At 71.6% G+C, this 25,891-nt stretch carries 21 protein-coding genes and 1 tRNA gene; 12 read left to right on the top strand and 10 right to left on the bottom strand.

Going from position 1 to position 25,891, the window contains the following annotated elements:
* Nucleotides 1-4: 4 nt before the first annotated feature.
* From OG702_RS17915 to OG702_RS17905, 3 genes are all read left to right on the top strand, one after another.
* Complete coding sequence (locus OG702_RS17915) at nucleotides 5-490, top strand: MarR family winged helix-turn-helix transcriptional regulator (protein WP_327289895.1); 486 nt, start codon at nucleotides 5-7, stop codon at nucleotides 488-490.
* Nucleotides 491-613: 123 nt separating this feature from the next.
* Nucleotides 614-4,003, top strand: coding sequence for an AfsR/SARP family transcriptional regulator (locus OG702_RS17910; protein ID WP_327289894.1), 3,390 nt, complete (start codon nucleotides 614-616; stop codon nucleotides 4,001-4,003).
* A gap of 69 nt (nucleotides 4,004-4,072) precedes the next feature.
* Nucleotides 4,073-5,662 carry an MFS transporter gene (locus OG702_RS17905; protein WP_327289893.1) on the top strand — a complete coding sequence of 530 codons (1,590 nt, stop codon included), beginning with the start codon at nucleotides 4,073-4,075 and terminating at the stop codon, nucleotides 5,660-5,662.
* 47 nt (nucleotides 5,663-5,709) lie between these two features.
* On the opposite strand, the gene OG702_RS17900 is transcribed toward OG702_RS17905, so the two are convergent.
* Nucleotides 5,710-6,486 (bottom strand): DUF5324 family protein, encoded by a 777-nt coding sequence (locus tag OG702_RS17900; RefSeq protein WP_327293273.1) that lies wholly within the window; start codon nucleotides 6,484-6,486, stop codon nucleotides 5,710-5,712.
* Nucleotides 6,487-6,710: 224 nt separating this feature from the next.
* On the opposite strand from OG702_RS17900, the gene OG702_RS17895 reads away from it, so the two are divergent.
* Nucleotides 6,711-7,241: a peptidylprolyl isomerase gene (locus OG702_RS17895; RefSeq protein ID WP_327289892.1), complete on the top strand. Its 531-nt coding sequence runs from the start codon at nucleotides 6,711-6,713 to the stop codon at nucleotides 7,239-7,241.
* Between the two features lie 92 nt (nucleotides 7,242-7,333).
* On the top strand, nucleotides 7,334-8,188 hold the full coding sequence (locus tag OG702_RS17890; protein ID WP_327289891.1) for a rhomboid family intramembrane serine protease: 855 nt from the start codon (nucleotides 7,334-7,336) through the stop codon (nucleotides 8,186-8,188).
* Between the two features lie 268 nt (nucleotides 8,189-8,456).
* On the opposite strand, the gene crgA is transcribed toward OG702_RS17890, so the two are convergent.
* The gene (gene crgA, locus OG702_RS17885) at nucleotides 8,457-8,711 is read right to left on the bottom strand and encodes a cell division protein CrgA (protein ID WP_327289890.1); all 255 of its coding nucleotides are present in this window, start codon (nucleotides 8,709-8,711) and stop codon (nucleotides 8,457-8,459) included.
* Nucleotides 8,712-8,938: 227 nt separating this feature from the next.
* Between crgA and OG702_RS17880 the strand changes: the two genes are divergently transcribed.
* The 5 genes from OG702_RS17880 to OG702_RS17860 all read left to right on the top strand — a co-directional run bounded on the left by OG702_RS17880 (nucleotide 8,939) and on the right by OG702_RS17860 (nucleotide 12,599).
* Nucleotides 8,939-9,652 carry a DUF881 domain-containing protein gene (locus OG702_RS17880; protein WP_442814458.1) on the top strand — a complete coding sequence of 238 codons (714 nt, stop codon included), beginning with the start codon at nucleotides 8,939-8,941 and terminating at the stop codon, nucleotides 9,650-9,652.
* A gap of 132 nt (nucleotides 9,653-9,784) precedes the next feature.
* Entirely contained in the window at nucleotides 9,785-9,961 is a 177-nt protein-coding gene (locus tag OG702_RS17875) for a hypothetical protein (RefSeq protein ID WP_327289889.1), read from the top strand.
* Complete coding sequence (locus OG702_RS17870; protein ID WP_327289888.1) at nucleotides 9,958-10,596, top strand: aminodeoxychorismate/anthranilate synthase component II; 639 nt, start codon at nucleotides 9,958-9,960, stop codon at nucleotides 10,594-10,596. The genes OG702_RS17875 and OG702_RS17870 overlap by 4 nt, the downstream gene beginning before the upstream one ends.
* A gap of 35 nt (nucleotides 10,597-10,631) precedes the next feature.
* Entirely contained in the window at nucleotides 10,632-11,825 is a 1,194-nt protein-coding gene (locus tag OG702_RS17865) for a class E sortase (protein WP_442814718.1), read from the top strand.
* 42 nt (nucleotides 11,826-11,867) lie between these two features.
* Nucleotides 11,868-12,599 (top strand): class E sortase, encoded by a 732-nt coding sequence (locus OG702_RS17860; protein WP_327289886.1) that lies wholly within the window; start codon nucleotides 11,868-11,870, stop codon nucleotides 12,597-12,599.
* 56 nt (nucleotides 12,600-12,655) lie between these two features.
* On the opposite strand, the gene pknB is transcribed toward OG702_RS17860, so the two are convergent.
* From pknB to OG702_RS17830, 6 genes are all read right to left on the bottom strand, one after another.
* Complete coding sequence (gene pknB, locus OG702_RS17855) at nucleotides 12,656-14,647, bottom strand: Stk1 family PASTA domain-containing Ser/Thr kinase (RefSeq protein ID WP_327289885.1); 1,992 nt, start codon at nucleotides 14,645-14,647, stop codon at nucleotides 12,656-12,658.
* A 210-nt stretch (nucleotides 14,648-14,857) separates the two neighbouring features.
* Nucleotides 14,858-16,321 carry a peptidoglycan D,D-transpeptidase FtsI family protein gene (locus OG702_RS17850; RefSeq protein ID WP_327289884.1) on the bottom strand — a complete coding sequence of 488 codons (1,464 nt, stop codon included), beginning with the start codon at nucleotides 16,319-16,321 and terminating at the stop codon, nucleotides 14,858-14,860.
* On the bottom strand, nucleotides 16,318-17,700 hold the full coding sequence (locus OG702_RS17845) for an FtsW/RodA/SpoVE family cell cycle protein (RefSeq protein ID WP_327289883.1): 1,383 nt from the start codon (nucleotides 17,698-17,700) through the stop codon (nucleotides 16,318-16,320). Before OG702_RS17845 ends, OG702_RS17850 begins: the two co-directional genes overlap by 4 nt.
* A gap of 22 nt (nucleotides 17,701-17,722) precedes the next feature.
* A complete protein-coding gene (locus tag OG702_RS17840) occupies nucleotides 17,723-19,318 on the bottom strand; it encodes a Stp1/IreP family PP2C-type Ser/Thr phosphatase (RefSeq protein ID WP_327293271.1) in 1,596 nt (531 codons plus the stop codon).
* 57 nt (nucleotides 19,319-19,375) lie between these two features.
* Nucleotides 19,376-19,900, bottom strand: a complete 525-nt coding sequence (locus tag OG702_RS17835; RefSeq protein WP_327289882.1) for an FHA domain-containing protein FhaB/FipA — start codon at nucleotides 19,898-19,900, stop codon at nucleotides 19,376-19,378.
* Nucleotides 19,901-19,910: 10 nt separating this feature from the next.
* On the bottom strand, nucleotides 19,911-20,831 hold the full coding sequence (locus OG702_RS17830) for a DUF3662 and FHA domain-containing protein (RefSeq protein WP_327289881.1): 921 nt from the start codon (nucleotides 20,829-20,831) through the stop codon (nucleotides 19,911-19,913).
* A 411-nt stretch (nucleotides 20,832-21,242) separates the two neighbouring features.
* Between OG702_RS17830 and OG702_RS17825 the strand changes: the two genes are divergently transcribed.
* Together OG702_RS17825 and OG702_RS17820 are read left to right on the top strand one after the other, a co-directional pair.
* Nucleotides 21,243-21,326: transfer RNA gene (locus tag OG702_RS17825), tRNA-Leu, on the top strand.
* A gap of 426 nt (nucleotides 21,327-21,752) precedes the next feature.
* Complete coding sequence (locus OG702_RS17820) at nucleotides 21,753-22,328, top strand: TerD family protein (protein ID WP_327289880.1); 576 nt, start codon at nucleotides 21,753-21,755, stop codon at nucleotides 22,326-22,328.
* Between the two features lie 96 nt (nucleotides 22,329-22,424).
* Here the strand turns inward: OG702_RS17820 and OG702_RS17815 are convergent, their stop codons facing one another.
* Both OG702_RS17815 and OG702_RS17810 read right to left on the bottom strand, forming a co-directional pair.
* Entirely contained in the window at nucleotides 22,425-22,859 is a 435-nt protein-coding gene (locus OG702_RS17815; RefSeq protein WP_327289879.1) for a MarR family winged helix-turn-helix transcriptional regulator, read from the bottom strand.
* An 83-nt stretch (nucleotides 22,860-22,942) separates the two neighbouring features.
* Nucleotides 22,943-25,810 carry a SpoIIE family protein phosphatase gene (locus OG702_RS17810; RefSeq protein ID WP_327289878.1) on the bottom strand — a complete coding sequence of 956 codons (2,868 nt, stop codon included), beginning with the start codon at nucleotides 25,808-25,810 and terminating at the stop codon, nucleotides 22,943-22,945.
* Nucleotides 25,811-25,891 lie beyond the last annotated feature (81 nt).

Here is a 25,891-nt window from a genome sequence, read left to right as displayed (position 1 = left end):
TCAGATGGCCTCACTGCCCGTGTTGAACCAGCCGCCGAGGCGGTCGGGCGCGCTGCTCGACAACCTGGCCAGGCGGATGCGCCTGCACGCCGAGTCGGTGCTGGAGCCGCTGGGGCTGCGCCCGCGGCATCTGGTGGCGCTGACCGTGCTGCGGGACCGGGACGGGAGTACGCAGCAGGCCCTCGCCTCGACGCTGATGATGGACCGGGCGACGGTGGTGGGACTGCTCAACGACCTTGAGGCCGACGACCTGATCGAGCGGCAGCGCTCGCCCCAGGACCGCAGGCGGCACATCGTGCAGCTGACCGACCGCGGCGCCAAGCGGCTCGCGAGGGCGGAGTTCGCGCTCGCGGGAGTCGAGGACGAGGTGCTCAGCGCACTGGACGCCGGGCAGCGGGCGGCGCTCTACGAACTGCTGCTGCTCGCCTCCTCCGGTACCGCACCGTGCGACCCGGGCGACCTGCGCAGAGTGCCGCCCGGGGAGTGCTGACCGGCGGGATTCCGGGGCCGCGGCGGCCCTGATGCCCTGGCCCGCGTCCGGGGACCCCGGGGCCCGTTCAGCGGGGTGATCTCGGGGCAGACCTCGCCGACGCCGGTGCGACACAATCGGCGCGTGAGGTTCGGCATCCTGGGTGCGACGCAGGCGCTGGGCCCGGACGGCGCCGAGGTGGCGCTGGGCGGGCCGCGACGGCGTGCCCTGCTCGCCCTGCTGCTGCTGGACGCCGGCCGGCCGGTCAGCGGTGAGCGGCTGATCGACGGGCTGTACGGGGAGGGGCCGCCGGCCGGTGCGGGTAACGCCGTGCAGTCGCAGGTCTCACGGCTGCGCCAGGTGCTGCCGGTGCCGATCGAGGGACTTCCGGCGGGCTACCGGCTCGCCGTCGACCCGGGCCAGGTCGACGCCCACCGCTTCCAGCAGCTCGCCGTGCAGGGCCGCGAGGCACTGACCTCCGGTCAACCGGGCGTCGCCGCCCGGCTGTTGCGCGATGCTCTCGCGCTGTGGCGCGGGCCTGCGCTGGCCGATGTCGGCGACGCCCCCTTCGCCGCCGCCCAGACCGTCCGGCTGGCCGAGCTGCGGACCGGCGCGGTGGAGGACCGGATCGAGGCCGACCTCGCGCTGGGGCGGCACCGGTCCCTCGTCGCCGAACTCGGCGAGCTGGTCGCGGCTCACCCGCTGCGGGAGCGGCTGCGCGGCCAGCTGATGCGGGCGCTGTCCGGCAGCGGACGGCAGAGCGAGGCCCTGGCCGCGTACGAGGACGCCCGCCGCGAACTGGCCGACTCCCTGGGCGCGGACCCGGGACCGGAGCTGGCCGCCGTCCACCTGGCCGTCCTGCGCGGCGAGCCGCTGGCGGCGCCACGGGATGTTTCACGTGAAACCGGACCCGTAGGGGATGTTCCACGTGAAACATCGCCGGACGTCGGCCGTTGGGCCGGTTCGCAGGGCGATTCGCCGTCGAGCGCGGACCCCGTACTGCCCGGACCCTCCGTGCGGCACGACCTGCCCGCCCAGCTCACCAGCTTCGTCGGCCGGGCGGACGAACTGGACCTGATCGCCGACCGGTTGGCCCGGCAGCGGCTGGTGACCCTGATCGGCCCCGGTGGCGCGGGCAAGACCCGCCTCGCCGTGGAGGCGGCCGGCCGCCACCCGCAGGACGCCTGCTTCGTGGAACTGGCCGGGGTGACCGATGGGGCCGAGATCCCGCAGGCGGTGCTCGGCGCGCTCGGGCTGCGCGACGGCGGCCTGCTGCCGGCGGTCGGCCACGGCTCGGCCGGCGGCACCACGGCGGGTCCCGACCCGGTCGCCCGGATCACCGCGGCACTCACCGAGCGCTCCCTGCTGCTGGTGCTGGACAACTGCGAGCATGTGGTGGCCGACGCGGCGCTGTTCGCCGAACGGCTGCTCACCGGGTCACCGCGGTTGCGGATCCTGGCCACCAGCAGGGAGGCGCTCGGCATCACCGGTGAGGCGCTGTGCCCGGTGGCGACGCTGGGCCTGCCGCGCCCCGGCACCGACCCCGAGCAGGTGCTAGCCTCCCCCGCCGTGCGGCTGTTCACCGAACGCGCGGCCGCCGTCAGCCCGGGCTTCGACCCGGCGGCCGACACCGCGACCGCCGACACCGTGCTGCGGCTGTGCACCGTTCTCGACGGGCTGCCGCTGGCCATCGAACTGGCCGCCGCCCGGCTGCGTTCGCTGTCCGTCACCGAGATCGCCGCCCGGCTCGGCGCACTGCCCGACGACGGCGTCCCGTACAGCCTCGGCGTGCGCCCCGACGCGCTCTTCCGGCTGCTGTCCCGGGGCAGCAGGACCGCCCAGCCGCGGCAGCGGACGCTGCGCGGCGTGGTCGACTGGAGCTGGGACCTGCTGCCGGACGACGAGCGGGCCGTGCTGCGCCGGGCCGCGGTCTTCGCCGGCGGCTGGACGCAGGCCGCCGCCGAGGCCGTATGCGCCGACGGCGACACCATCGCCACGGACGAGGTCCTGGACCTGATGGCCGCCTTGGTGGAGAAGTCCCTGGTGGTCGCCCAGCACACCGAGGGCGCCGGCCGGTTCCGCTACCGGATGCTCGAATCCATCCGGGCCTACGGCGCCGAGCGGCTGGCCGAGGCGGGCGAGACCGCGGCCGTCCACCGCGCGCACGCCGAGTATTTCCTCGACTTCGCGCTGCGGGCCGACCCGCATCTGCGCGGCACCGGGCAGTTGGCGTGGCTGCGGCTGCTCGCGGACGAGCGGGACAACCTGCAGGCCGCCCTGCACCGCTCGCTGGCGGCCGGCGACCTCCCCATGGCCATGCGGCTGATCGCCGCGCTGTCCTCCTACTGGCTGCTGCGCGGAGTCCGCTACGAGGGCGCCGGCCCGGCCCGGCAGGTGCTCGCGGCGCTCGGGCCCACGCCCCCGGAAGGGCTGGAGGAGGAGTACGCGCTGTGCGTGCTCGCGGTCGTCAGCGCGCTGTCCGACCCGTCCGACTACGCCGCGCATGTGGCCGCGGCGGCCGGGATCGTCGAGGGCATGAACCGGATCGCCCGGAACTTCCCGGTGCTCACCTTGCTGTGGGCGCCCTTCGCCGGCGTGCCGCAGGGCGAGGAGATGAACACCCTGGAAGGCATCGACGCGCTGCTCGCCGGGCGGAAGGACCCCTGGTACGACGCGCTGGCGCACCTCGGCTACGGCTTCCAGGCCTGGATGGTGGGCGGCGAGGCCGGTATCGCGCGGCACGAGTGCGAGCGGTCGCTGGCCGGCTTCCGTCGGCAGGGGGACCGCTGGGGCATGATCACCTGCCTGAACGTGCTGGCTGACCTCGCCGACCACCGCGGCGAATTCCAGGAGGCCGTCGGCCTCCTCGGCGAGGCGCTGGTGCTGGCCGAGGAGCTGGACTCGGCGCTGGACATGGCGGAACTGCTCACCAACCGCGCCGCCTACAGCCTGCGGGCCGGTGACTTCGCCGCCACCACCGCCTACTGCGAGCGGGCGGTCAGCCTGTCCCGGCGGGCCGGTGCGCCCGAGACGCTGGCGATGGCGCACCGCTGCCTCGCCGACACCGCCCGGCTGCGCGGCGACCTGCCCGCGGCCAGGGCGCTGGCCGAGCAGGCGCTCGCCGAATGCCCCACCGGCTGGTTCTCCAGCAACAGCACCCGCTCGGTGGTGATGACCTCGCTCGGCCTGGTCGCCGTCGCCGAGGGCGACGCGGAAGCCGCCCGGGACTGCTTCCGATCAGCCGTCACCTTCGACCGCGACGTGCTGCAGCTGTCGCTGAGCGCTGCCGACATCGCCGGCGCCGCCGCCGCGCTCGCGCTGCTCGACTGCGCATCGCGGCAGGCCGCCGCACTGCTCGGCGCCGCCGAGGCGCTGCGCGGCCGCCGCCCCACCGGCCCGGACACCGACGCGACCACGGCCGCCGCCCGGGCCGCGCTGGGCGAGGACGACTACGAGACCGCCGTCGCAGCGGCCGCCGCCCTGGGCCGCCCCGCGGCCCTGGACCTCCTCACCGCGTACGTCACCAGCGGCTGACCCGGCCGGTGCGCCCGCGGTCAGCGCGCGGTGCGCGGGCGGTCAGCGGCGCCGCGCACGCTGCCGGACATGACGACGACAACCGAGCACGACACGACCGGCGGGGCGGCCGCCGAGCGGGACGGGCGGCGCTGGGCCGTCCTGGCCATCTGCGCGGTCGCCTCCGCGCTGCTGGGCATCGACACCAGCGTTCTGAACTACGCGGTGCCCTCGCTGTCCGCACAGCTGGCCCCGTCCGCCACCCAGCTGCTGTGGATCGTGGACGTCTACGGCTTCGTGCTGGGCGGCCTGCTGATCGTGGCGGGCAACGTCGGCGACCGTGTCGGGCGCAAGAAGCTGCTGCTGCTCGGAGTCGCGGGCTTCGGCGCCGCCTCAGCGATCAGCGCCTACGCGAACAGCCCCGCCACCCTGATCGCCGCCCGCGCGCTGCTCGGGCTGGCCGGCGCCACGATCATGCCGTCCACGCTGTCCCTGGTGCGGGCCTCCTTCACCGACCCCAGGGAGCGCACCACCGCCGTCGGCATCAGCGGCGGGGCCGCGGCCGCCAGCTTCGCGCTCGGCCCGGTGGTCGGCGGGCTGCTGCTCGACCACTTCTGGTGGGGCTCGGTCTTCCTGGTCAACGTGCCGGTGATGGCCCTGGTCCTGGTGGCCGGAGCGCTGATCCTGCCGGAGACCCGCAACCCGCGGCCGGGCCGGCTGGACTGGGTCAGCGTGCCGCTGTCGGTGCTCGGGATGTTCGGCGTGATCTATGCCGTCAAGACGGCGGCGCGGGACGGCGCCGCGGAGCCCTCGGTGTGGATCGCGGCCGGTCTCGGCGCCGCGCTGCTTGCGGTCTTCCTGCACCGCCAGACCGTCTTGTCCGAGCCGCTGATCGACCTGCGGCTCTTCCGCAAGGCCGCCTTCTCGGGTGCGATCAGCGCCAACGTCGTGACGATGTTCGCCGCGTCGGTGCTGTCGCTGGGCTTCTCGCTCTACTTCCAGGTGGTCCGCGGCTGGTCGCCGCTGACCGCGGGCCTCGCGGTGCTGCCGGGGCCGCTGGCCGCCGCCCTCACCGCACCCGCGGCCGGCGCGCTCATCCCGCGTATCGGCCGGGCACGTACGGTCGCGGCCGGGCTGTTCCTGATGGGGATCAGCACGGCGGGCCTCGGCATGTCGACCCCGCACACCGCCTACTGGCAGCTGCTGCCGGTCGTCGTCGTCAACGGAGCGGGCCTGATGCTCACCTTCGCCGTGACCGCCGACACGATCCTGGCCAGCGCGCCCAGCACCAGGACGGGCGCCGCCGCGGCCATCTCGGAGACCGCGATGGAACTGGGCGGCGCGCTCGGCATCGCGATCCTGGGCTCGCTGCTCAGCGCCTCCTACCGCAGCGATCTCAGGCTGCCGGCCGGCCTGACGCCGCGGCAGGCCGGCGCGGCACACGAGTCGGTGAGCGGCGGGGTGGAGACCGCCCGGCACCTGCCGCGCGCCCTGGGGGGACAGGTCGCCGACGCGGCGCGGCAGGCCTTCACCGACAGCCTGCACACGACCACCCTGATCGGCGGGGCGCTCATGCTGCTCGGCGCCGTGGCCGCGCTGATCACCCTCAGGGACGTGCCCGCGGTATTGAACGACCCCGACCCCGAGCCGCTGCCCGCGCCGGTGACGGCGGCGGGCTGACGGTCGGGGCCGGGGCTCGGCCCCGCGGCCCTGTCAGGGCCGCGGGGTCAGGCGCCGTCGCGGTACGGGTTGTCGTCCTCGGACGGGGCGGCCTCCGGCTCGGCGTCGCCGCCCGGAGAACTGTCGACACTGCCCAGGTGGGCGCCGGAACCGTTCGCCGAGGCGGGGGAGCCGTCCAGCGGGTCCACCACGGTCAGGGTGCTGGTGCCGTTGACCCGGTCGGTGGCCTCGTCCGCCTCGGTCGCCTCGGCGGGTTCCACCAGCCAGTCCGGGTTGGCCTGCTTGCTCCACCAGCTGTAGGCCGCGAAGGCGGCGCCGCTGACGAGGCTCACCACCAGCACGCTGCGCAGGGCGCGGCCGGTCTGCCGGCGGCGGGCCCGCCTGCGGACCAGTCGGTCGATCTCCGCGGCGCTCACCTGGTTGCGCAGCGCGTGCAGGGCGGCGGCGCCGCGCACCATCGCCTCGTTGGTCACCGGCACCGCGACGGCCCGGGTCGCCGCGACCGCGGAACCCACCTTCGGCGCGGTGTAGTCGGCCGCGGTCTTCGCGGTCTCCACGGTCCGGCGGGCCGCGGTCTCCACGGCGACCGCGGTCTTCGGCGGCACGGCTGCCCACGCCTGTTCACGGGCCTGCCGCACCTGGGCGGCGAGCTTGGCGTCGTAGGTCTGCTTGGCGAGAGCGCCGGCCTGCTGCGCGTACGTACCGGCCTGTTGTGCGTATCGTGCTGCTTCGTCCTTGGCCGTGCTCGCGTACGGCGCAGCCACCTCCGCGGCGTGCCGCACGCTGTCCTTCGTGATGTCGGCCGCGTTGCGCACGCTGTCCATGCGGGTCACAGGAACCTCCTCTTCGGTGGCGTACCGTTTTCGCCTTTCCACCCGGTTTGAAATCATGCCCGGCTGGCGGAAGTACGGCATGTGCGGGCGGGCATCCGGGTCAGTCGGCCCGGTTGCCGCGGAGTCCGGACGGACGGAGAACGGGGGAAGCCCGCACGCCGGCCCGGGCCGTGCAAGGATTTGTCCCTGTCAGCGAAGACTATGGAAGGTAGACCGTGGCCGAGCAGCTCTACGCCACCCTGAAGACCACCCACGGCGACATCGTGGTCCGGCTGCTGCCGAACCACGCCCCCAAGACGGTGGCCAACTTCGTCGGGCTCGCCGAGGGCACCCGCGAGTGGACCGACCCGCGGACCGGCAAGGCGTCGCACGACAAGCTCTACGACGGTACGGTCTTCCACCGGGTCATCTCCGGCTTCATGATCCAGGGCGGCGACCCGCTGGGGAACGGCACCGGCGGCCCCGGCTACGAGTTCGCCGACGAGTTCCACCCGGACCTGGCCTTCGACAAGCCCTACCTGCTGGCGATGGCCAACGCGGGCCCCGGTACCAACGGCTCGCAGTTCTTCATCACGGTCGCCCCCACCACCTGGCTGACCCGCAAGCACACGATCTTCGGCGAGGTCGCCGACGACGCCAGCCGCAAGGTGGTGGACGGCATCATCAACAGCCCCGCCAACCCGCGCACCGACCGCCCGCTGGAAGACGTGGTCATCCAGTCGGTCGTCGTGGAGAAGCGCGACTGACGTAGTCTTCGGGAACACCGCGCCCCGCCCGCACGTCCAAGTGGGCGGGGCGTTCCGCGCGTCAGGGCGCGCTGCGACAGGAGAGTGCGTTGATGGACCAGGCGGTCTGCTGCTACCGGCACCCGGACCGGGAGACCGGCATACGCTGCACCCGGTGCGACAAACCGATCTGCCCGGACTGCATGGTCAGTGCCTCGGTGGGCTTCCAGTGCCAGGACTGCGTGCGGCAGGGCTCGGGGCACACGCCCCGGCAGCGGACGGTGGCCGGCGGGGTGGTGGCGCGCGACCCGTTCCTGATCACCAAGATCCTCATCGCGCTGAACGTCGCCCTGTTCGTGATCGAGCTGGCCGTCGGCGACCGGGTGGTGCGGGACCTGGGCCTGTACGCGGTCTGCAGCCCTCCGCGGTTCGGCCCCCAGCAGTGCATCGGGGTCGCCGACGGCGAGTGGTATCGGGTGATCACCTCGGCCTTCCTGCACGACCGGGACAACTTCGCCCACATCGGCTTCAACATGCTCTCGCTGTGGTGGATCGGCGGCCCGCTGGAGCGGCTGCTCGGCCGCAGCCGCTACGTGGCGATCTATCTGGTCTCCGCGCTGGCCGGCAGCGCGGCTGTGCTGCTGATCACACCGGACTCGCTGACCCTCGGCGCCTCCGGCGCGATCTTCGGGCTGTTCGGCGCGACGGCGGTCTTCGTCCGGCGGCTGCGCTACGACATGCGGCCGATCCTGATCCTGCTGGCGCTGAACATCGCCTTCAGCTTCCTGTGGCCGAACGTCAGCTGGCAGGCGCACCTGGGCGGGCTGGTGGCGGGTACCGCGATAGCGGTGGCGATGGCCTACGCGCCACGGGCCCGGCGCAACGCCATCCAATGGGGGACGGCCGGCGGCGTCCTGCTGCTGACGGTGGTGCTCACGGTGGTCGCTGTGGCGCAGGTCACGTCCTGAGGCCGTGACCGCTGGCGTTGATCACACGTTATCCACAGCGGGTAGGTGATCCTGTGCGAGTTGTGCACAGCCGGGGTGAAAGGCTGTGCCGTCGCCGACGCATCCGGGTTGTCCGGGTATTCCCGGCAAGATCAGCACAGTTCGGCGTCCGGACAGCAAACGACCGGTGGCCGTCAGCCCTGGCCACCGGTCGTACCGGCGTCAACCTCGTAGAGGTTATCCACAGATCTTCCGACCTTTTCCCCACTGTGGATAACCGTGTGGACAACTACTTCCACTGGGTCGAGACGACGAACCCGCCGGCGATGAAGCCGAAGCCCACCACGATGTTCCAGTTGCCGAACGCGTCCACCGGCAGGCTGCCCTGGGTGACGTAGAACAGCACGATCCAGGCGAGACCGACGATGAAGAACGCCAGCATCAGCGGAGCCACCCAGCTGCGGCCGCCGAGCTTTATGGCGGTGGCGGTCTTCGCCGGGGGCGGGGTGAAGTCGGCCTTCTTGCGGATCCGTGACTTCGGCACGAGGGGATCTCCTGTCGATGCGCTGCGTAACCGCGCGGATGTGCGGGGCGGTTCTGGCGGATAAGGGGGTGGCAGTCCGTGCCGGCGAGGGGCACTGCCGCCGCCGGGCGTCCGTTAGCGTAGTGCTTCCTCTGGTTGTAAGGAGACAGCGTACGGTGGCGACGGATTCCGGTGGAAGCGCACCCACCCCCTCCCCGCGTGCTGTCTCCCGCACGGTAGCGCTGCGAGTGCTCAGTGCGGGAGTCTTCGCACTGGCCGGCCTGATCTTCTGGATGAGTTTCGACACCGCCAAGGGCGTGGACATCCGCAGTGACGACCCGCTGCCGAAGCTGTCCGACACCATTCGTACCAAGAACACCCGCAATGGCCGGCTGGAGGGCCAGCTGACCGGTGTGCGCAGCGACGTCGACCGGCTGACCCGGCAGGGCAGCGGCCTCAGCGCGGCCGAGCAGGCCAGGATCGACGCCCTGGGCAGGGCCGCGGGCGCCGACCCGCTGGCCGGACCCTCCATCGAGGTCACCCTCGACGACGCACCGCCGAACGCCACCGCCCTGATCCCCGGCGTCCCCGACCCGCAGCCCAACGACCTGGTCATCCATCAGCAGGACCTGCAGGCGGTGGTCAACGCCCTGTGGCAGGGCGGCGCCCAGGGCATACGGGTGATGGACCAGCGCCTGATATCCACCAGCGCCGTCCGCTGCGTCGGCAACACCCTGATCCTCCAGGGCCGCGTCTACTCGCCGCCCTACCGGATCACCGCCGTGGGTGACCAGGGGAGACTGCGCCAGGCACTCGACGACAGCCCGCCCATCCAGAACTATCTGCAGTACGTGGCCGCCTATGGCCTCGGCTGGAAGGTCGGCTCCGCGAAGAAGACCACTCTTCCCGGCTACTCCGGCTCGACCTCTCTTCACTATGCGCAGCCTGTGAGCCCGCCCTGAGAACTCCCAGGTCGGCGGGCGCGGACCGGCCGGACGCCCAGGTGAAGCCATGACGAAGCTTTGTCCGGCTACCAACCCACTCCGTGCGATCTCCCCTTACTCTGTTCCGGGGAGCCGGAAGGAAGGGACCGCATGTACGGCTGGATCTGGCGGCATCTGCCAGGGAACGCATGGGTGAGGGCGCTGATCTCCCTCGCACTGGCCCTGGTCGTCGTCTACGTCCTCTTCCAGTACGTCTTCCCCTGGGCGGAGCCGCTGCTGCCGTTCAATGACGTGACCGTCGACAATGGGATGGCTGCCGTCCGATGAGCGCACGCATTCTCGTGGTCGACAACTACGACAGCTTCGTCTTCAACCTGGTGCAGTACCTCTACCAGCTGGGCGCCGAGTGCGAGGTGCTGCGCAACGACGAGGTGCTGCCCGCGCACGCGCAGGACGGCTTCGACGGGGTGCTGCTGTCCCCCGGCCCCGGTGTCCCCGAAGAGGCGGGGGTGTGTGTCGACATGGTGCGGCACTGCGCGGAAACCGCGGTGCCCGTCTTCGGCGTCTGTCTGGGAGTGCAGTCGATCGCGGTGGCCTACGGCGGAGTCGTCGACCGGGCGCCCGAGCTGCTGCACGGGAAGACCTCGCTGGTGACACACGAAGGGGTCGGCGTCTTCGCCGGACTGCCGACACCGTTCACCGCCACGCGTTACCACTCGCTCGCCGTGGAGGGCAGCACCCTTCCGGACGAACTCCAGGTCACCGCGTGGACGGAGAACGGCATCATCATGGGGCTCCGGCACCGGGAAGCGGCCGTCGAGGGCGTGCAGTTCCATCCCGAGTCGGTGCTCACCGAATGGGGGCACAAGATGCTGGCGAACTGGCTCGCCGACTGCGGTGACGACAGCGCCCGGGGTCGCTCGCACGGACTCGCGCCGGTCGTCGGGAGGGCGGGGGCGTGACCACGCTCCGCCCGGAGCGTGCCGCGGACGGCCCGATGTCGTACGAGGACACCGGGCAGTTCAAGGCGGTCGTGGAGCAGCTCGACGACCCGCTGAACGACCCGCTGCCCGGCCGCCCGCCGGCGGTGCCCGAGCCGGAGTATCCCGAGCGGCCGTTCGCCGAGCCTGCCCCGGTCTTCCCCGACCCCGATGTGCCGCCGGTCGCCGAGCCGGACCCGGCCTTCCCGGACCCCGATGTGCCGCCGGTCGCCGAGATGGAGCAGACCGCGCGGATGCCGGTGGTCGCCGAGCCGGACGCGCCCGCGCGGAGCGGCGGACCCGAGCCCGTGACGCCGTCGGCGCCGCCGGTGCCGCCCGCGCCGCCGCCGGCACCCTCGGACGGCGGCCGGGCCGCCAGGCGCAAGGCCGCGCGGGCCGGCGGGGGCGGGCACCGGGCCGGTGGACGCGGCCAGAGCGGGCCCGCGCACGGCTCAGGCGCCGCCCAGGAGGCTTCAGGGGCGCCGCTGAGCCGGGTGGAGGCCCGGCGGGCGGCCAAGGCCGCCAAGGACAGCCCTGCGGTCGTCGTGAGCCGTATCGTCGGTGAGCTGTTCATCACCACCGGCGTGCTGATGCTGCTGTTCGTCACCTACCAGCTGTGGTGGACCAACGTCCGCGCCCACCAGCAGGCCAACGGCGCCGCGAACAACCTCCAGCACCAGTGGGACAGCGACTCGGCCGACCCGAACCGGGTGCCGGGCACCTTCTCGCCGGGCCAGGGCTTCGCGATCATGTACATCCCCACGCTGGACGTCAAGGCGCCCATCGCTCAGGGCGTCTCGAAGCACAATGTGCTCGACAAGGGCATGATCGGCCACTACGACGGCGCCCTGAACACGGCGATGCCCTGGGACAAGTCCGGCAACTTCGCGGTCGCCGCCCACCGCAACACCCACGGCGAGCCCTTCCGCTACATCAACCACCTGGTGCCCGGCGACAAGGTGGTGGTCGAGACGGCGAGCGACTACTACACCTACCAGATCACCAGCTCGCTGCCCTCCACGTCGCCGGCCAACACCGAGGTGATCAAGCCCGTCCCGGTCGGCTCGGGCTTCACCGGCCCCGGCCGCTATCTGACCCTCACCACCTGCACCCCCGAGTTCACCAGCGAGAACCGGCTGATCGTCTGGGGCAAGCTCATCGAGGAGCGGCCGCGCAGCAAGGGCAAGCCGGACGCGCTCGTCGGCCACTGACGCCCCGCCCCCCCTTCCCGGCACCTCGGGTGCCGCCCCGACATGCCACCGGACGGAGAGCCGAACAGCGTGACGACCAGCAGTCCCAGCGGGCGGCGCAGGGCCGCCTCCGCCATCAGCGTCATAGGTGAGCTGCTCATCACCGCGGGGCTGGTCCTGGCCCTCTTCGTCGTCTACTCGCTGTGGTGGACCAACGTGCTGGCCGACCGGCACGAGGCCAAGGCCGGCGACAAGGTGCGCCAGCAGTGGGCGGCAGGCTCGCCGGGGAGCCCGCCGCGCGGCCTGGACACCAAGGACGGCATCGGCTTCCTGCACGTCCCGGCGATGGGCAGGAACTACCAGGTGCTGGTCAAGAAGGGCACCACGACCGACGTGCTCAACGAGGGCGTCGCCGGCTACTACACCGACCCCACCCCCGCGGCCATGCCCTGGGACTCGGTCGGGAACTTCACCCTCGCCGCCCACCGGGACGGCCACGGCGCCAAGTTCCACAACATAGACAAGATCCACGCCGGCGACCCGGTGGTCTTCGAGTCCAAGGACACCTGGTACGTCTACAAGGTCTACAAGGTCCTCGACCAGACCTCGAAGTACAACGTCGCCGTCACCGACCAGGTCCCCAAGGAGTCCGGCCGCAACAAGCCGGGCCGCTACATCACCCTGACGACCTGCACCCCGGTCTACACCTCGCGCTACCGCTACATCGTGTGGGGCGAGCTGGTCCGCACCCAGAAGGTCGACCCGCAAAGGACGCCGCCGCCCGAACTGCGCTAGTCCGGACGGCGGTGCTCACTGCTGCTGGTGACGGTGCGGGTCGCTGGCGGCCCCGGCTACTGGCCGTTCCCCCCGCCCGGGCCACCAGCGGTCTGCAGCTGGATCTGCTGGCCCTGCGTCAACGGCGTCCCCTTGCCGGGGTTGCTGCCGATGACCCACGCGTTGTCGTCCTCCGGGCCGCCGTTGACGACCACGACGCTCAGGCCCAGATTCATCGAGTTCAGCTGGTTGCGCACCTCGCCGAGCCGGTGGAAGTGCACGTCCGGCATCGCCTGCCCCGGCGGCGGGTTCTGCGTCTGCGGCGGACCGGTGGACATGACCACGTTGATCGAGGTGTCCTTGGCCACCTTCGTCCCCTTGGCCGGCGTCTGGCTCATCACTGTGCCCGGCGGATCGTTGCCGTCCAGGGACGGCTGGTCGGTGAAATGGATGTTGGTGAAGCCGTCGCCGGTGAGCTCGTTCTGAGCGGCCTGCTTGGCGTAGCCGTGGAGGTCGGGGACCTCGATCTGCTCCGGCTCGACCGTGATCTTGAGGGTGATCACCGTCCCCTTGGGCTGCTTGCTGCCCGCCGCCGGGTCCTGGCCGACGACGATGCCCGGGTCCTTGGTGGTGGAGACCTGGTTCTGCGTCTTGACGTCGAAGCCGGCCTTCTGCAGTTCCGCCGTCGCGTTGTCGACCTGGTCGTTCTTCACGTCGGGTACCGCGACGGGCGCGTCACCCTTCGACAGGTAGACGGTGACCGTCTTGTCGGACGGGATCGCGGACTTGGCGGCCGGGGTCTGCTTGCAGATCAGGTCCTTGTCCACGCCCGCGCAGAACTCCGGCGTGCCCTTGACCAGGTTCAGGTCGATGTTCTGCGCCGTCGTCCTGGCCTCGTCGAACGACTTGCTGACGAAGTTCGGCACCGTGGTGTCGTTCCCGGCGCCGTGGCCGCCGAAGGCCTCCTTGCCCAGGAAGATCGCACCGATCAGCACCAGCACGCCCGCGACGACCAGCAGCACGGTGGACGTACTGCTGGCCTTCTTCTTCTGCCTGCGGCGGTCGGGGCGGTCGTCGTAGCCGTAGCCTCCGTCGTCGTCGCGGGACGGCGGCAGCATCGAGGTGTGCGGGTCGGTCTGCGGCGGCAGGGCTGTGGTCGCGCCGCCGTCGGCGTACCCGTGCGGGTAGCCGTATCCCACCGAGCCCATGGCGGCGGCCGCGGCGACCGGCTGGCCGTCGAGCGCCGCCTCGATGTCAGCGCGCATCTCGTCGGCCGACTGGTAGCGGTAGTCCGGGTCCTTGGTCAGCGCCTTGAGGACGATCGCGTCCATCGCCGGGGTGACCTCGGGGTCGAAGACCGACGGCGGCTGCGGGTCCTCGCGTACGTGCTGGTACGCCACCGCCACCGGCGAGTCGCCGACGAAGGGCGGGCGTACGGTCAGCAGCTCGTAGAGCAGGCAGCCGGTGCTGTACAGGTCGGAGCGGGCGTCGACCTGCTCGCCCTTGGCCTGCTCGGGCGACAGGTACTGCGCCGTGCCGATGACGGCCGCGGTCTGCGTCATGGTCATACCGGAGTCGCCCATCGCACGGGCGATACCGAAGTCCATGACCTTGACCTGGCCCGTACGGGTCAGCATCACGTTGGCCGGCTTGATGTCGCGGTGGACGATGCCGGCCCGGTGGCTGTACTCCAGTGCCTGGAGGATGCCGACGGTCATCTCCATGGCGCGCTCGGGCAGCAGCTTGCGTCCGGAGTGCAGCAGCTCACGCAGGGTGGAGCCGTCGACGTACTCCATCACGATGTACGGAATCGAGATGCCGTCGACGTAGTCCTCGCCGGTGTCGTAGACAGCGACGATCGAGGGGTGGTTGAGCGAGGCGGCCGACTGGGCCTCCCGGCGGAAGCGGGCTTGGAAGGACGGATCGCGGGCAAGATCCACCCGCAGCGTCTTCACAGCGACGGTACGGCCGAGGCGGGTGTCATGTGCGAGGTACACCTCGGCCATGCCTCCGCGGCCGAGCACCGAGCCCAGCTCGTACCGGCCGCCGAGGCGACGCGGCTCTTCCATAGCTCTGCCCTCTCCTCAAACCCGTATCGTGACGTTCACGACCTGAATTCCGTTAACCCATGCCCTGCGCCTGCACGGTGATACGGTACCGGGCGTTCCCGGCCCATCCGCGCGCCGGACGTTCGCCGATACCCGACCGGTATGTGGGCGGGTGCTTCGGCGCGGGTGACGTTCGTCTCGTCCGGCATGCACGGCGCGTCCTCGTGCCGGTCACTTGTTGAGGACCGCTTCCATCACGCTCTTGGCGATCGGAGCCGCGAGACCGCCGCCGCTGATGTCGTCCCGGTTGGCCGAGCCGTCCTCGACGACCACGGCCACCGCGACGGGGGAGCCCTGGTCGGTCATCGCGTAGGAGACGAACCACGCGTAAGGGGCCTTGTCGTTGTTGACGCCGTGCTGCGCCGTACCGGTCTTGCCGCCCACCTTGACCCCGGGGATCTTGGCCTTCTTGCCGGTACCGTCGTTGACGACCGTCTCCATCATCGACTGCAGCTTCTGCGCGTTCTCCGGCGACAGCGGCTTGCTCATCTCCTTCGGATCGGTCTGCGAGATGGTGCTCAGGTTGGGCGCGACCAGCTTGTCGACCTCGTAGGGCTGCATCAGCACGCCGTTGTTGGCGATCGCCGAGGCGACCATGGCCATCTGCAGCGGGGTGGCCGCGGTGTCGAACTGGCCGATCGAGGACTGGGCGACCTGGTCCGGGCTCATCTTGGTGTCGAAGTTGCTCGCGTCGGCGCGGACCGGGATGAGCTGCTCCTTGTTGAAGCCGAACTTCTCCGCCTCGTCGACCATGCCCTGCAGCCCGACGGTGGCGCCGAGCTTGCCGAAGACGGTGTTGCAGGACTGCCGCAGCGCGTCGCGCAGCGAGGTGTCCTTGCACTGGATGTGGCCCTCGTTGACCAGCTTGAAGGCGGAGCCGGGCAGCGGGTAGTACGGGTCGGGCGAGTTCGTCTTGCCGTCGATGTCCGTCACCTGGCCGCTCTCCAGTGCCGCCGCCGCCGTGACCAGCTTGAACGTCGATCCCGGGGGGTAGGTCTGGCGCAGCGCCCGGTTCAGCGACGGGTCGTCCGGGTCCTTCTTCTTGTCCAGCGCGATCCAGTTCTTCTCGTCGCTGGTGGAGTAGCCGGCGATGTCCGACGGGTCGTACGACGGGGTGCTCGCCATCGCGAGGACCGCGCCGGTGCGCGGGTCCAGCGCGACGACGGCGCCCTTCTTGTCGCCCAGACCGTCGAAGGCGGCCTTCTGCGCCTCGGCGTTCAGCGTGGTCACCACGTTGCCGCCCTGCCGCTGCTTGCCGGTGAGCAGGTCGATGGTGCGGTTGAAGAACAGCCGGTCGTCGTCACCGGTGAGGAACTTGTCCTCGACGCCTTCGAGCATCGTGGTGCCGTACGCCTGCGAGGCGTGGCCGGTCACCGGCGCCCACATCGGGCCGTCGGTGTAGGTGCGCTTGTACTTGAAGTCGCTGCCGTTGGTCTCGGTGTGGCCGGTGACCGCCTTGCCGTCGACGACGATGTCGCCGCGCGGCTGGGCGTACTGGTTGATGGCGACCCGGCGGTTGTACGGGTCGTTCTGGAGCTGGTCGGCCTGCACGAACTGCACGTAGTTGACCCGCACCAGCAGGGCGAGGACGAGGAGACCGCAGAAGACCGCGACCCGTCGTAGCGGCTTGTTCACTGGTTACGCACCACCTGGGTCGCTTCGGCGTCGGGGGAGGGGGCGGGGCTCGGGGCCGGCCGCCGCGCGGTGTCGCTGATCCGCAGCAGGATCGCGACCAGCGCCCAGTTGGCGATCACCGAGGAACCGCCCTGGGCCATGAACGGCATGGTCATACCGGTCAGCGGGATGAGCCCGGTCACGCCGCCGGCCACCACGAACACCTGGAGGGCGAAGCCGCCGGACAGCCCGATCGCCAGCAGCTTGCCGAACGGGTCGCGGGCCGCGAGAGCGGTCCGTATGCCTCGCTCGATCAGCAGACCGTAGAGCAGCAGCACCGCCATCAGGCCGGCCAGGCCGAGCTCCTCGCCGACGGTGGCCAGGATGTAGTCGCTCTTGGGCGCGATGCCGTGGATCAGCCGCGAATACCCCTGGCCGAGCCCGGAGCCGAACAGCCCGCCGGAGCCGAAGGCGTAGCGGGCCTGGGCGGTCTCGGTCACCGCGTCGTTCTGCAGGGCGAGCGGGTGCAGCCAGTCCTGCACACGGACCTTCACATGCCGCTCGGACGAGGCCACCGCGACCGCGCCGGCCGAGCTGAGCAGCAGGCCGAAGACGATCCAGCTGGTGCGCTCGGTCGCCACGTACAGCATGATCACGAAGAGGCCGAAGAAGAGCAGCGAGGTGCCCAGGTCGGTCTCGAAGACCAGGATGAGCAGGCTGACCGCCCAGATCACCAGGATCGGGCCGAGGTCGCGGCCGCGCGGCAGGTACAGGCCCATCACCCGGCGGCTGGCGAGCGCCAGCGCGTCCCGCTTGACCATCAGGTAGCCGGCGAAGAAGACCGTGATGATGATCTTCGCGAACTCCCCCGGCTGGAGCGAGCCGATACCGGGCAGCGTGATCCAGATCCGGGCGCCGTAGACGGGCGGGAAGAACACCGGCAGCACCAGCAGGACCAGCGCGAGCACCATCGAGATGTAGGTGTAGCGCTGCAGGATCCGGTGGTCCTTGATGAAGACCAGCACCGCCACGAAGAGCACCACGCCGAAGGTGGACCACATCAGTTGCTTGGGCGCCATCGCGGCGCCCAGGCTCGGCTCCTGGTCGAGCCGCCAGATGAGCACCAGGCCCAGGCCGTTGAGCAGGGTGGCGATCGGCAGCATCAGCGGGTCGGCGTAGGGCGCGAACTTGCGCACCAGCAGGTGGGTCACCGTCGCCAGCAGGCCGAGTCCCACACCGTAGCCGAGCAGCCCTGCCGGGACCGAGCCGTTCTTGGCCAGGCCGACGTTCGCGTAGGCGAAGACCGGGATGGCGACGGCGAAGACGAGCAGGGCGAGCTCGGTGTTACGGCGGTTGGGAGCGCCGATCGAGGTGATGGTGGTGGTGTTGCTGGCGCTCATGACGAGCCGACCCCTCCTGGTGTTACGGCTGGCCCGAGGTGCAGTTCGGGGCCAGCTTCTGCTCGTCCGGCGTCAGTGCCGGGTTCGGGGCGGTGGTCGGGGTGGTGCTCTTCTTCTGTGTCGTGCCGGTCTTGGTGGTGGAGCCGGCTGACGCCTTGCCGACGGGGGTGCTGGCTGAGCCGCCCGTCGCAGCGCCGCTCGCCGCCACCTCGTCCTGGGCCTTCTTCGCCGCGGCGGCGGCCTGGGCCGCGGCCGTGTTGGCGTCGGCGACCTTCTTGCACACCGAGGCCTGCTTGGCGAGCTCGTCGGCCTTCTCGTTGGCCTGGCCGAGGCTGCTCAGTGCGATGGTGCTCCTGACCTGGTCGCGCTGATACGACGGCAGGTACTTGAGTTCGATATCGGTTCGGTCCTTGTGCACCTTCGACAGGTCGATCCAGGCCAGCTTCTGGTCGATGCCCTGGTAGACGGCGACATGGTCGTCCTTGGCCCCGACGTAGTACTGCGTCTGCGTCCAGGCGTAGCCCGCGTACAGGCCGCCGGCCACCACCGCGAGGACGGCGACGCCGATCAGCGTGCGCTTGGGCCACCGGCGGGCGGCGCCCGCCTTGTCGAAGTCGGCGTCGTCGTGGCCGCCGAAGCTGCCCAGCGGGACGCCTGCGGCACCCGGGACCGGGTCGCCGCTGCCGGGCGGGCCGAAGGAGCCGGCCGGACCCGTCTGCTGCGGCGGCGGCGTACGGCCCAGCTCGGCCGCGCGGCCGGCCGGGGTCTGCAGGTGGCGGGCGTCGCTGAGCGGCAGCTGCGTGTCGGCGACCGCGCCGACCACCACGGGGGTGTCGTTGAGCTGCGCGGCCAGCGTGTCACCGTCGTCGGTGTCCAGGACGTCGGCGACGATGCAGGTGATGTTGTCGGGGCCGCCGCCGCGCAGCGCGAGCTGGATCAGCTCCTGCACGGTCTCGTGCGGCGCCTGGTAGCCGGCCAGGGTGTCTTCCAGCGTCTGGTGGCTGACCACCCCTGACAGGCCGTCGGAGCAGATCAGGTAGCGGTCGCCGACCCGGACCTCGCGGATGGACAGGTCGGGTTCGACCCGCTCGCCACTGCCCAGCGCGCGCATCAGCAGGGAGCGCTGCGGGTGGGTGGTGGCCTCCTCCTCGGTGATCCGGCCCTCGTCCACCAGCCGCTGCACCCAGGTGTGGTCCTGGGTGATCTGGGTCAGCACGCCGTCGCGCAGCAGATACGCGCGCGAGTCGCCGACATGCACCAGGCCGAGCCGCTGGCCTGTCCACAGCAGGGCGGTGAGCGTGGTGCCCATGCCCTCCAGCTGCGGGTCCTCCTGGACCATCTGCAGCAGCTGGTCGTTGGCCCGCTGCACGGCCGTACCCAGCGACGTGAGGATGTCGGAACCGGGAATGTCGTCGTCAAGCGTGACAATGGTGGAGATCACCTCGGAGGAGGCGACCTCGCCGGCGGCCTGGCCGCCCATGCCGTCGGCGATCGCGAGCAGACGCGGGCCGGCGTAGCCGGAGTCCTCGTTCCCCTCGCGGATCATGCCCTTGTGCGAACCGGCGGCGAAACGCAGGCTCAGAGACATGCGCACCTCCCCCGTCGGCTCCGGGTACATCCGCACGCTGCCCACCCTCTCGCTCGCGCGTCGTGGCTCCGCTCGCCCATTGTGCGACTACTTCCGCAGCTCGATGACGGTCTTGCCGATGCGGATCGGCGCACCCAGCGGGACCGGGGTCGGCGTGGTCAGCCGGTTCCGGTCGAGATAGGTGCCGTTCGTGGATCCGAGGTCCTCGACGATCCACTGGCCGTCGCGGTCCGGGTAGATCCTGGCATGCCGGCTGGACGCGTAGTCGTCATCGAGGACAATCGTCGAGTCATGCGCCCGGCCGAGCGTGATGGTCTGGCCCTGCAGCGCCACCGTGGTGCCGGCCAGCGACCCCTCGGCGACCACCAGTTTGGTGGGCGCGCCGCGGCGCTGGCGGCTGTTCTGCGCGGGTTGCTGGGCACGCCTGTCCTGCGCCGCGGCCTGCTGGCGCTGCTGCGGCGGGCGGGCTGCGGTCTCACCGCGGCGCCCAGCGCGCTGGGTCACCCGCGTTCCGAACAGGTCGCTGCGGATGACCTGCACCGCGACGATCACGAACAGCCACAGAACGGCGAGGAAACCCAACCGCATGACCGTCAGGGTCAGCTCTGACATTGGCCCCGCTTCACCCTTCGGCTTGCCGGTAGACGATGGTGGTGCTCCCCACGACAATGCGGGAGCCGTCGCGGAGCGTAGCGCGCGTGGTGTGCTGCCCGTCCACCACAATGCCGTTTGTCGATCCCAGGTCCTGCACGAGGGACGGTGTGCCGACGCGGATCTCGCAGTGTTTGCGTGATACGCCCGGATCGTCCACCCGCACGTCGGCCTCGGTGGAGCGGCCGAGGACCAGGGAGCCCCTGGTGATCTGGTGCCGGGTGCCGTTGATCTCGATCCAGCGCCGGGCGCCGGCCGCGGCGGAGCCGGCCGCTGCGCCGGTGCCGGGCAGCCGGGTGACGCCGGCCGGCGGCCGGCTTCCCGCGGGCGGCGGTGCGGCGGGCATCGGCGGCGGCGCCGACGGGCGCGGGCCGCCGGCCGCCGGGAAGGGGGTGCGGGGGGCCGACTGCTGGTAGCCCTGCGGAGCCTGCGCCGCTTGCGGATACGGCGACTGCGGGGCTCGCTGCGCCGGCTGGCCCTGCTGCTGGCCCTGCGGGAACTGCGGCTGTTGGGACTCGCTGGACGCCAGGGTGCGGCTGCGGACCCGGTACAGCCCCGTGTCGAGGTCGGCGGCCCGCTCCAGGTGCACCTTGATGGTGCCCATGAACGTGTAGCGCTGCTGCTTGGCGTAGTCGCGGACCATCCCGGCCAGTTCGTCGCCCAGTTGCACCGCGTACGGGCTCAGCCGCTCGAAGTCCGGGGTGCTCAGTTCGACGATGAAGTCGTTGGGCACCACCGTGCGGTCGCGGTTCCAGATGGTGGCGTTGTTGTCGCACTCGCGCTGCAGCGCGCCCGCGATCTCGACGGGTTGCACCTCGCTCTTGAACACCTTGGCGAAGGTGCCGTTCACCATGCCTTCCAGCCGCTGCTCAAAGCGCTTCAGTACTCCCACGGGGCACCTCCCTCCTCGGGGCCTTCCACCGAGTCGAATCCGATACTGCTTACTGATCGTATCCACGCGCGGGAAAAACCTGTGGTTCCCCGAACGCCCTGGACAGGCCAGTGTCAACCCTCACACCGGCCGTGCTTCCCCTCCCGGTGTCCACTGCGATGGTAGATGCGACCCCGTGCGCGGTGTTCCCAGTGTCGCGCACCGCCGGGCAGGTCCGCGCCGACTCCCCGCATCCCGTCTGCCCACCATTGCGCACCCCTCTCCTCTGCTTCCCAGCCGGGTTGCGTCCAGGCCGAACAGATGTGATTCCACCCCGTACCCCGTGCTAATCTTCTGCATGTCGGAAGGCACTCCCACCTCACCGGACCGAGCAGTCCACCGGATGTGTGAGAATCGAACGGCAGCACCCATGCGCGGGTGGCGGAATAGGCAGACGCGCTGGATTCAGGTTCCAGTGCCCGAAAGGGCGTGGGGGTTCAACTCCCCCCTCGCGCACAAACAACGGTTGGCGAAGTGGCAGAGCAGCACGCTGCCAGGCCGGCTTCGAGGACCCCCGCTCCGGATCACTCCGGAGCGGGGGTTCTTTCGTGACGGGGGTCCTTCGTGGCGGTCGCGCCGACGTCCGGCCGGCCACCCGGAGCCAGGCGAGACCCTGCGCAGGGTGTTCTTCCCGGGCGTCCTCACTCCGGTGGAGTCGCTCCCCCCCTCCCAGTCTCGAAGCGGCCCGCGCCGCCGAGGAGCCTGCCGCACGGGAGCGGTGGGCCGGGGGGCAGGTCGCCGGGCTCGGCTGATCGCCGCGCGGCCGGACGCGAAGGGTGGCAGCTCTTCGGGAACAGGGGCAGGGTGGTGTCCGTTGGAGTCATTGGGCAAAGGAATCGTCAAGTGGCGCGGCCCGCGCCGGATTGAGCAGGGAGATCCACCATGGGTGTCAGCCTCTCCAAGGGCGGCAATGTCTCACTGACGAAGGAGGCCCCCGGATTGACGGCGGTCACCGTCGGCCTGGGCTGGGACGTTCGCACGACCACCGGTACGGACTTCGACCTCGACGCGAGCGCACTGCTGCTCGACGCCACGGGCAAGGTCGTCTCGGACAAGCACTTCGTGTTCTTCAACAACCTCAAGAGCCCCGACGGCTCGGTCGAGCACACCGGTGACAACCTCACCGGTGAGGGCGAGGGCGACGACGAGGCGATCAAGGTCAACCTGGCCGGAGTGCCCGTCGAGGTGGACAAGATCGTCTTCCCGGTCTCCATCTACGACGGCGAGACCCGCCAGCAGAGCTTCGGCCAGGTGCGCAACGCGTTCATCCGCGTCGTCAACCAGGCGGGCGGCACCGAGATCGCCCGCTACGACCTGACCGAGGACGCCTCGACGGAGACCGCGATGGTCTTCGGCGAGCTGTACCGCAGCGGGGCGGAGTGGAAGTTCCGCGCTGTCGGCCAGGGCTACGCCTCCGGCCTGCGCGGCATCGCTCAGGACTTCGGCGTCAACCTCTGACGCCTGGTCCGCGTCCGTGAGTCCCCGTCCGCCACCGTGCTGGCCCGGCGGGCGGGACCCACGGCCCAGGGCTGCCCGCACGCGCCTCGCCGCGGCTCATGCCTGGGCCGCGGCGTCCGTGTTGTAGCGGACCAGATAGCGGGCGAAGCGCTCCAGGTCCGCCGGTTCCCAGGCGGCCAGCCGCGCCTGGACGGACTCCTGGCGGCGGGCCCGGGCCGTGGCGAGGATCTCGATGCCGCCCGGCGCCAGGTGCAGCACCTGCACGCGGTGGTCGGTCTCGTCCACCCGCCGTTCGATGAAGCCGAGCCGCTCCAGCGAGGCCACCTGCCGGCTGACGGTGGACTTGTCCAGCAGGTAGTGGGCGGCCAGATCGGTCGCCCTGCAGCCCTGCTGCTCCTCCAGGTGCGCCAGGATCGTGTAGGCCACCAGCGACAGCTCGGGGTGCATCCGGGCGGCGCTCGCCCGCGCCCGGCGGGCGAAGGCGGTCAGCTCCCGCTGCACGACGTCGAGGGACGACTCCCGTGCGCTCATGGCTGCGACTCCTCACACCGGTTCTCGGTCGGCCGGAGCCGGCGACCACCTGCGGAAACGTTGTGTTGTAGAGTGCAACGATATCATTTGGGCAGCGGGAGTTCGAACCACACGACCTTGCCGACCGCCTTGCGGCTGGTCCCCCACCGGCTTGACATGTGCGACACCAGCGCGAGGCCGCGCCCGCGGACGTCGTCGGCGTCCGCGCGCTGCAACTGCGGCAGGTTGTGGTTGTCGTCGCTGACCTCCACCAGCAGCTTGCCGACGCGCATCAGCCGGAGTTCCACCTCGTAGGAGGCGGCCCGGATGGCGTTGGTGACCAGCTCGCTGACCAGCAGCTCCGTGGTGTCGCTGAGCCGGTCCAGGCCCCAGGCGGCGAGCTGCCGCCGGGTCAGGTCACGGGCCCGCGCCACCTCGCAGTCCTCGACCCGCAGCTGCCACTTCACCACGTCCTGCGGTGCGACGCCCTCGAAGCGTGCGACGAGCAGGGCCACGTCGTCGCGCCGGTCCTCGGAGTGCACCCGGCTGAGGATCTGCGCGCACACATCCTCCGGGGTCTGCTGAGGCTCGATCACATGGGCGCACAGGGCGGCGAGTCCGGCGTCTATGCCCTGCCCGCGCACCTCCACCAGCCCGTCGGTGCACAGCACCAGCCAGCTGCCGTCGGGCGCCGGGATCTCCACCGTCTCGAACGGCACCCCGCCCACCCCGATCGGCGCGCCACCGGGAATCTGCAACAGCTCGCCCCGCCCGTCGTGCCCGGCGAGCACCGGCGGGATATGGCCGGCGTTGGCGAGCGTCAGGGTGCGGTGGATCGGGTCGTAGACGGCGTAGACGCAGGTGGCGAGGTGGTCGGTGCCGAGCCGCTGGGCCAGGTTGTCCAGATGGCGCAGCAGCTGGGCGGGCGGCAGGTCGAGCCCGGCCATGGTGATGACCGCCGTGCGGAACTGGCCCATGACGGCCGCGGCCTGCAGCCCGTGCCCCATCACGTCGCCGACGATCAGCGCGACCCTGCCTCCAGGCAGCTGGATCGCGTCGAACCAGTCGCCGCCGACCTGCGCCTGGCGGTCGCCCGGCATGTAGTGGTGCGCGATGCGCACCCCGGGGATGCGGGGCGGCCGGGTCGGCATCATCGAGCGCTGGAGGGTGGCCGCCGCGCGCGACTCCAGCCGGTGCAGCCGGGCGTTGTCCAGGTGGACCGCGCCGCGGGCGGCGACCTCGGCGGCGGTGGCGGCGTCGCGGGCGTCGAAGGGGCGGCGGCCTGGACCGCGTACGAAGCACACCCGGCCGAGCACCGTGCCGCGCGCGGTGAGCGGCGCGAGGATCAGCGAATGGCCGGCCAGCAGCCGGCCCAGCGCAGGAACGCCCAGGTCGGCGGCGACGTCGGGGGCCAGCGCGGCGTCGATGACCGGCAGCAGGAGCGGGTCGCCGAGCCGCGGCATCGCGTCCTGCGCGGCCAGCGTCAGCAGTTCGCCCTCGGGCAGCGCGGTCTCCCAGTAGGCCTGCGGGCCTGACCGGTCGGTGATCGCGACCCGGCGGACCAGCACCGTGTCGGCGACCCGGTCGTCCTTGGGCGGATCGGTGTCGGAGAAGAGCTGGTCCACCACCAGCACGGTGGCCAGGTCCGCGAAGCGCGGCACGGTGACCGCGCACAACTCGCGTGCGGTGGTGTGCAGGTCGAGGGTGGAGCCGACCACCGATCCGGTCTCGCGCAGCAGCGACAGCTGCTCGTCCAGCGCGCTGCCAGGCAGCGGGCTGCCGTGTCCTGCCCCGGCGGCGGGTCCGGCGCCGGCTGCCGGGTCCTGCCGGGCCGCAGCCGGCGGGGCGTATGGGGTGTAGGTGCCGGAGGAGGGGAACGGGACAGCGGTCAGGGCGGACGCGCTTGAACGGTCGCCACTGTGGGTAGTCACATCATTGCGGGGAGTAGGGTGGTCTGACGGTACGGCAGGCCCGGCGGCAGGGCAGGGCGTTGCCGCAGGACGAGGACCGGGCAGCAGTTCGCGGCGCGCGGAGCGGTCGGTGCGGGCCGCGGCGGCGACCTGGGCGTAGTCCTGCGGGGTGACGGGCAGCCGGACGCTGCCCTCCACCTCCAGGGCAGGGTGCCCGAGCGGGGCGATCTGCCGCACGATGCGGTCCAGCCGTCCCGGGCTGACGCCGGGCAGCACGGTGCCGAACCGCGCGGTCAGCGCGTGGCCCTGAGCCGGATCGGGGACGGGGCACAGCACGGCGGCGATGGCGATGTCCTGGCGCTGCGGCCCTTCGGCGGTGTACGGCAGCAGCCGGCCGCCCACCGCGATCCGCAGGCTGCCGGTGCGCAGCGGCCTGGCGTGCGTGGCGATGGCGAGCAGGCTGCGCCCGCCGGGCTCGGCTATCCGGTAGGTCCACCACAGCACGTCCTTGACCGTGCCGTCCCGGTCGGTGGCGGCCAGCGCCCCCGCCCAGGCGGAGGTGGTGAGGTCGTCCAGCACGTCGAGGGTGTCCTGGCGCGCGCTGCCCGAGGCGGCGGGCACCGCGCCCGCGGCGGCGCGGGTCGGGGTGAGCAGCCCCGAGGCGCGGTGGCCGAATACGTGCTCCCAGCGGTGGCCGAACAGCTCCTCCGCGCCGCGGTTCCAGTACGAGATCCGGCCGTCCGGGTCGACGCACAGCACGGCGAGGCGGAGCAGCGCGGTCATGCCGGCGCCCTGGAGCGTGCTGTCGCCGCCGCCGGTGGCGGCCGGGCTGCCGAACGGCGCGGCCACCGGGGCGGGACCGCCGGTGCCGGCGCGCCCGGCAGCGGGGCGGCCGGTGCCGGGTCGGCCGTCGCCGGTTAACCGGGCGTGCTGCGGCGGGTCGGTGTCCGGCGCCTGCCGGTCCGCCCTCCGTGCCTGCTCGTCGCGCTGTTCTTCTGCGGTGGGACGGTCTGTGTGATCATCTGCGTCGGTGGCTGCGGGATGCCGGGTGATGTCGTCCAACGTCGTGCACCTGCGGTTCGCCGCTGAGTAGGGTCCTGGATTCAAGGCAAGCACGAATAGCCCCGCGGGGGCGACCGAATA

Origin of the sequence: Streptomyces sp. NBC_01198 (genome assembly GCF_036010485.1) — a bacterium.
Taxonomy (GTDB): Bacteria; Actinomycetota; Actinomycetes; order Streptomycetales; family Streptomycetaceae; genus Actinacidiphila.
This window is presented reverse-complemented; position numbering and strand designations above follow the sequence as displayed.